This window comes from Vibrio sp. 10N.222.51.C5 (genome assembly GCF_041474575.1).
In the GTDB taxonomy this organism is placed as follows: domain Bacteria; phylum Pseudomonadota; class Gammaproteobacteria; order Enterobacterales; family Vibrionaceae; genus Vibrio; species Vibrio crassostreae_C.
On sequence record NZ_JBFRUJ010000112.1, the window covers coordinates 1 to 6,495 of the forward strand.

The window sequence follows — 6,495 nt, forward strand, 5'->3', positions numbered from 1 at the left end:
GGTGTTCATGACACGCTTACATACGAAGTTGACGAAGCCTGATGCAAAACTTGTCGCAATTGAGGTTTGGCTTGCCAATCAGCCTACTAGTACGTATGTACAATGTGGCCGTAATATATTGGCCTTTATCTCTGTAGCTCGCCATTCTCAATGTTTCTCATGCGGTTAAAAATTTATCTTTGATAGCGAATGGTATATATTTGGTTGATCCATATGAATTTGCGTTGGTTTGTGATCATCAAAAGAACATTTACTCTTCTTATCGCTACGTTGTCTGTGTCTGCAAACGCATTTGCTGACTCTTTACCTGAGCGTATCGATAATTTCACCAAACTCTTTGATCATGAAACGGCAATCGAATCTTACGATATTCGAGTGCTACAGGCTGATTATCCAACACGTTTGATCATGCCGTCTTCTATGCTGCCACAAACAGCAGAGTACCCGTTAAAAGACATTCAGCGCTTGTACCAGTTATCAAAAACCTGTAGTGGTAAACTGCCGTTAAGCCCTTTGATTACTGAGCCTTTAGTTTTTACTCGTGCAATGTGTAAAGGCACCAAGCTTTCTGACCGTTGGTTTAGCCGTAGTGGTTTGATTCACCCTGGCGGCGGTTCTTATGCGGCACGATACGTTGAGAAGTACCCAGAAAAATTCGACTCTCTGAAGCGCTTTATGCATATTCAAGAGCGACCAAACACCGAACACGATGAACTACTGTCTCGCTTGCAACAAATGGATAGCGAAGCAATCACCGCGCTGTTAGCGGGTGACAGTATGTTTGTTGAGCTTGATGAGATGTGGGTAAAACGCGGCGACAGATATTACCTGTATAAAAAATCAGTCTGGAACGAAAATGCCACGCTTGCTGGGTTATCGTTTAGCTTGTCTTCAGAAGGTAAAAGCTGTTTTGTCCAGCGTGGTAATGTGTGTTGGGAAATAGAAGATCATTCAGAGCTTCTGCAAGTCGCCATGTTTATCTTGGTTATTGCCAACATCATGCTTGTCTTAGGTTGGGCGATTTACCGCTGGAACAGCAAGAAACAAGAGATGAAGAGTCGCATGCTGGTTCTTCAAATCCTAACGCACGAATTAAGAACGCCGATTGCGAGTTTGTCATTGACGGTGGAAGGGTTCAGGCGTGAGTTCGAACACTTACCAGAATCGGTATATGATGAGTTCCGTAGGCTGTGTGAAGATACACGCCGTTTAAGACAGTTGGCGGAAGCAAGTAAAGATTACCTGCAATCAGATAATCAACCGCTCGCAACAGAGTGGGTGCCAAGTGTTGAAGAGTGGCTCCAATACAAAGTTGAAGAAGACTTTGCGCCGGGGATTGAACTCCGTGTAAACAAAGATATAGCTGCAAAAGTGAACGTATATTGGTTGGGAACGTGCATCGATAACCTAATCAGAAATGCCGTGAAATACGGTGTGGCTCCAGTAATTCTAGAACTGAATACTTCTGACAAGAAGCTGACATTCAAAGTTATAGATAATGGAGACTTGTCTCGCAAAGATTGGGGGCAACTAAGAAAGCCATTCGTAAGTAAGAGTGGACTCGGTTTAGGTCTGACGATAGTGGAATCTATGGTTGGAAAAATGGGCGGTCACATGACGCTTATCGGCCCCCCAACAACATTTATTTTGGAGATACCTTGTGAAACAGACATTGCTTCTCGTTGAAGATGATAAAAATTTAGCTGACGGTTTATTAGTTAGCCTTGAGCAAGCTGGATATGAATGTTTGCATGCAGAACTGATCTCTGAAGTTGAAGGCTACTGGGAACAAGCGGATCTAGTGATTCTAGACCGTCAACTTCCTGATGGCGACTCAGTAGATTCACTTCCAGGTTGGAAGAAAAAGAAAGATATCCCAGTTATTTTGCTGACGGCTCTCGTGACAGTAAAAGACAAAGTAGCGGGCCTAGATTCAGGTGCAAACGACTACTTAACAAAGCCATTCGCAGAGGCTGAGCTATTTGCTCGAATTCGTGCTCAACTTCGCCTGCCAGATTCTGAAGAACAAGATGCATCAAAAGTTATCGCTCAGAATCTTGTTATCGATAAAGCGACACGTGAAGTGTTTTTCAATGAACAGGAAGTAACGTTAACGCGCACTGAATTTGACCTTCTACTGTTCTTGGCAAGTAACCTTGGACGTGTGTTTACACGTGATGAACTGCTTGACCATGTATGGGGTTACAACCATTTCCCAACAACACGTACGGTAGACACGCACGTTCTGCAACTAAGACAGAAACTGCCGGGTCTAGAAATTGAAACGCTGCGTGGCGTTGGTTACAAGATGAAAGCGTAATGAGAATAGCCTTACTTCCACTATTAATGTTTTCTTGCGTAGCGAATACCGCGCAAGCAACGGATTGGTTTAAGAGCAGCGATGCTCTGACTCAAGTTCATAAACATCTGCTAGATAATGATTTACCTCAGATGTTTGACTCATTAGTGGAAGTTTGGCAAATCAACTCGTCTCAATCACGAGAAGATCACCTCAATGAACTGTTCGATCAAGCATTGAACAAAGATTGTGGTAAAACTCTCACCAGAAAAACACTCCCAGATTGGATTAGTTCAGTCGTCGTTAAAAGACACATCATTCAAAGCCCTGGCCGAGATACCTTTCGTGTATCGATTAATGTTGAATCCGAAAACAACATTCAAGACATTACCTTCGAGAAGTGGGTCGATAAGATCGTTTCTTCGGACAGTGAGTTAACCAAAGACAGTGAAGTGGTTAACAACGCATCGGTGAGTCTATACCGCAAGCGTTACAATTTAGCCTCTCAACTTGAATCCGGTTTATACCGTTTAAGCGTTAAAGGTGATGGCGGAAAGTCTTGGAGCACTTGGGTTGTTTTGGGTGAAGTTGCCATGCGTCAACAAGTTCGCTGGGCATCAAAAGACACGTGGCGAATCGATAAAAAAGAACTACTCAATCCTTATTGTCCGCTCCCTAAGCTCGAAATCGGTTTGTACGATTACGTTGATGAACACTATGAACAGGTCTGGGGCAAGAGCTACGAATCTGATTATCCAATGAACCTTACTGGTGAAGAACTTCCTAATGATCGCTATGTTTTAGCGGTTTCAATGGTGCATTCACGCTGGCAAGGCGACATAGCGATAGAACAAGCACAAACTATCAGTAAAACTTATGATATTTCTAGCGAAGAAGAGTTAAAGTAATTTAAAATTGTGCCGTTAACTATGTAAGGGATCTAACAAAGATAAACGGCATGAAAAAAACTACAAAACTACTCGCAGCGTCAATTGCATTCGCCAGTCTTCCTCTTTCAGCAGCAAACTACGCCATTGAAGCGCGTGGTGATGCGATGGGTGGTGTTGGTGTTGTTTCAGCAAACTTCCTAACTGCTCCATTCTATAACCCAGCACTTGTTGCGATTTATCGTCGTAATGATGACATGGGAATGATCACGCCAAGTTTTGGCGGTAATTATAATGACCCTAATAACTTAGTTGATGATATCGATAATTTAGTTGACAGCATTGAGTCAGGTACTGTGACTGGTTCTGATCTAGATGCTCTTAATGGTGATAGCCTGGATGTTGATTTAGGTGGTGTTGTAGCATTCGCTCTACCAAATCAGTATATTGCAGCAAACGTATTTGCAAAAGCATACACTGAATCATTTGTAACCCCTGATACATCTAGTGACGCTGCTAATAGTGACTTGGTTAATGCTGAGTTAACTGCTGTTAAAGCTGTTTCTATTGGCATTATGGAAGCTGGTATATCATTAGCAAAATATCAAACGTTCATGGGACAACATTTGTCGTTTGGTATTTCTCCAAAACTCCAAAGAATCTATACGTATAACTACATTGCCTCGGCACAAAACTACGATCTAAGTGATGTTCGAGAAAACGACACCGCGGAAACTACATTTAATATTGATGCAGGTGCGCTTTGGTTTTACGGCCCATTTAGAGTGGGTTTTTCTGCAACGAATATTATAGACCGTGAGATTGAAACTAAAGCCGTTAGCCAACAGCTAACAAGCAGCTCAGGGGCTACAAGAACAGTAACATCGAGTCATTCTTATAACCTGGGGCCTGTCTACACTGTTGGTGCGGGGATCGTTTCTGATTACTTTACGTTGAGTGTTGATTATGATTTGAATGAAGCAGAGAAGTTTACTTCGTTCGAAGACAACGAACAGATGATTCGTGTTGGTACTGAAGTCGACCTGTTACGTCAGCTTAAGCTAAGGGGAGGGTATTACAAGAACCTGGCTTACTCTGATTCAGAAGGAACAGTGACAGCTGGTGTTGGTATCTCGCCATTGAACTTGTTTCAGCTAGATCTAAGTGCTAACTACACGAATGAAAATGCAATGGGTGCATCCATCAATTTCCTTGCTAGTTACTAACAGTCCTTATATAGTTCTGCTCCTAAATAAAGGAGCAGAGCATGCTAAACGACTTACCAACCCTTTCTCACGAAGAACAACAGAAAGCTGTTGAACGAATTCAAGAAATGATGACCCAAGGCATCAGCACAGCACAAGCTATCAAAATCGTTGCTGAGCAAATCCGTGAAGAAATGAGTAATAAAGAAGAGTAGGGCATCAGCCCTTCTTTTTTAACCCTTAGTGCACTATAACTAAATATATTACCCTCTAGTATATTATCTCGTACATACCAACTCTTTAGCTACCCTGAATTCCCGACCTATCCAAAACCATTAAATTCCTTTTATTCAGTAAGTTATGTCGGAGTGATCCACTTTTCAGGCATTTCTTGGCTTTGGGTTGTAATTAAATTACAGTAAGTTCTGAAAGTGGAACAATCGCCATTTTAGGTGTCAGTATTTGTGTCACCGTACCTAAGTGGCTAAATATATGGTATTTTTACGGCTAGTGACGTTGTGACTTGTATTTTGAACGGATGAGAATCCATGAATGTTCAGAAGCAGACAAATGATGATTTCATCGAAGAACAGAGTGAGACAATCCACAGCGGTAATGTTCAAAACCGATATCGCGAATGGCTTACCACCGCTTAGAGCAAGCTTCGTTGCCACATATGTGCTTTACAGAATAAGTATTTAAAAAGCTTACGAGGCGTAAGGTGTTGTGTAGAAGTCGATTAAGGAATGCGGCGCGTATCAATTTGAGAATGCTAAATTGATGTGTTTTCTATTGGGGAATGATAAGTCTAAGCGATAGAACTTGTTAGAAATAGGGTCGCTTTGAGCGCTGTAGTTGTCGTCGTGGTTACGTATGTAGAATCGAAACCTTGGCTCCTCTTGACCTTCATATTCTATATTGATGGTGACCGAATCGAACGTTGAGAGATCGAGCCCTTTATTTTGGGTCGATATAACGAACTCAATTTCACAGAAGGGTAAGCTATAGGTTTGTTCAAAGTCACACTGTAACTCAATTCCATCTTCTGACTTATGTAATGAGCCTACGGTGCCACCATCGTGGCCTCTGTCCGTATTTACGCGCGTAGGCTATCTGTCAGGTGTGATGACGTAGTTCTTATCCATGAGCGTATTAAAAGAGATCAACGACACTAGCGTGATTGCTAGGCAAAAATACGCGCCCAGCGACAGATATATGCCTAAATAGCGTTGTTTTTGTTCGGTATTTATACGAAAGGTAACGTTTTTAAGGGGATAATAATTTAACTGTGTAAATATACAGTTGTTATTTGGGTTCTTTATTTTGTGTTCCATAGGACCAAGCTTTACCTGTACAGCTAGCTACAGTGTCACTTTACTTATTGATTACATATGTCGATAAACATTATAAGCTTTCTAATCTCAGGCGGTAACACCATTGCGACTTCAAAGCAGGCATATCAGTTAGAGAAAACAAGTAAAGAAAAACTAAGCGCAATGGGTTTAAAGTAACTCTTAGGTTTATTACCAAAGCTACCTAAGTCCAATTGAACGTAATTTCAGGGCAAACCGTGATTATGGATCTCCCAAGTATCGGTGTTGTGTACCAGCAATAAGTGTAATGAATCTATGCAAACTGAACACAAAGTACTAACTCTAGAGAGAATCGTTAAGAAGGTTTGAAAAATCTGTGTGCGGGTCTACATAAGACACACGAACTTTATTAGTTGATGGATTTAAACGAGAGCTAAGCATGTGCAGTTGATAAGAAACATTGGTCGCGTGTGTGAAATCTGGAATAGAAACAACAGCAATGCTTACAAGAATTGCACACAGCGCAGCGAACCGTTAGTGCAAACAGAGAAGTGGCATATAAGTTAAACCAGACGGACAAAGTTTCGCGTCAATTAGATTTTCTGAATGAAGATTGAATTGTGTAGACGCTGGCCGTACATATAATTATTAGATTTCAAATGCGATAAGAAAACTCTGAACGGCGCAAGAAGCGTGAGAGTCAGTTGGAACAAGGATTTTAAGGACAAAAGATGAGAATACTACCTTTAGAATTAACTACACGCATTATTATGTCAATCCCATTTTAAAAT

Annotated in this window: 5 protein-coding genes and 1 pseudogene; 5 read left to right on the forward strand and 1 reads right to left on the reverse strand. The window is 41.4% G+C overall.

Annotated features, from left to right (window positions below; genetic code table 11):
• Positions 1–213: 213 nt before the first annotated feature.
• From vxrA to AB4558_RS21805, 5 genes are read left to right on the forward strand one after another with little or no spacing between them, the layout of a single operon-like run.
• The gene (gene vxrA / locus AB4558_RS21785) at positions 214–1,686 is read left to right on the forward strand and encodes a sensor histidine kinase VxrA (protein WP_029236433.1); all 1,473 of its coding nucleotides are present in this window, start codon (positions 214–216) and stop codon (positions 1,684–1,686) included.
• Positions 1,661–2,320 carry a response regulator transcription factor VxrB gene (gene vxrB / locus AB4558_RS21790; protein WP_017060099.1) on the forward strand — a complete coding sequence of 220 codons (660 nt, stop codon included), beginning with the start codon at positions 1,661–1,663 and terminating at the stop codon, positions 2,318–2,320. Before vxrA ends, vxrB begins: the two co-directional genes overlap by 26 nt.
• Positions 2,320–3,207 (forward strand): DUF2861 family protein, encoded by an 888-nt coding sequence (locus AB4558_RS21795; RefSeq protein ID WP_029235234.1) that lies wholly within the window; start codon positions 2,320–2,322, stop codon positions 3,205–3,207. The genes vxrB and AB4558_RS21795 overlap by 1 nt, the downstream gene beginning before the upstream one ends.
• Positions 3,208–3,257: 50 nt before the next feature.
• On the forward strand, positions 3,258–4,412 hold the full coding sequence (locus tag AB4558_RS21800) for a conjugal transfer protein TraF (RefSeq protein ID WP_372074901.1): 1,155 nt from the start codon (positions 3,258–3,260) through the stop codon (positions 4,410–4,412).
• A 41-nt stretch (positions 4,413–4,453) separates the two neighbouring features.
• Positions 4,454–4,606 (forward strand): YoaH family protein, encoded by a 153-nt coding sequence (locus tag AB4558_RS21805; RefSeq protein WP_004731009.1) that lies wholly within the window; start codon positions 4,454–4,456, stop codon positions 4,604–4,606.
• Positions 4,607–5,152: 546 nt separating this feature from the next.
• Here AB4558_RS21805 and AB4558_RS21810 read toward each other — a convergent pair.
• Positions 5,153–5,641 (reverse strand): annotated as a pseudogene (locus AB4558_RS21810) (GGDEF domain-containing protein); the annotation flags it as partial.
• Between the last annotated feature and the right edge of the window lie 854 nt (positions 5,642–6,495).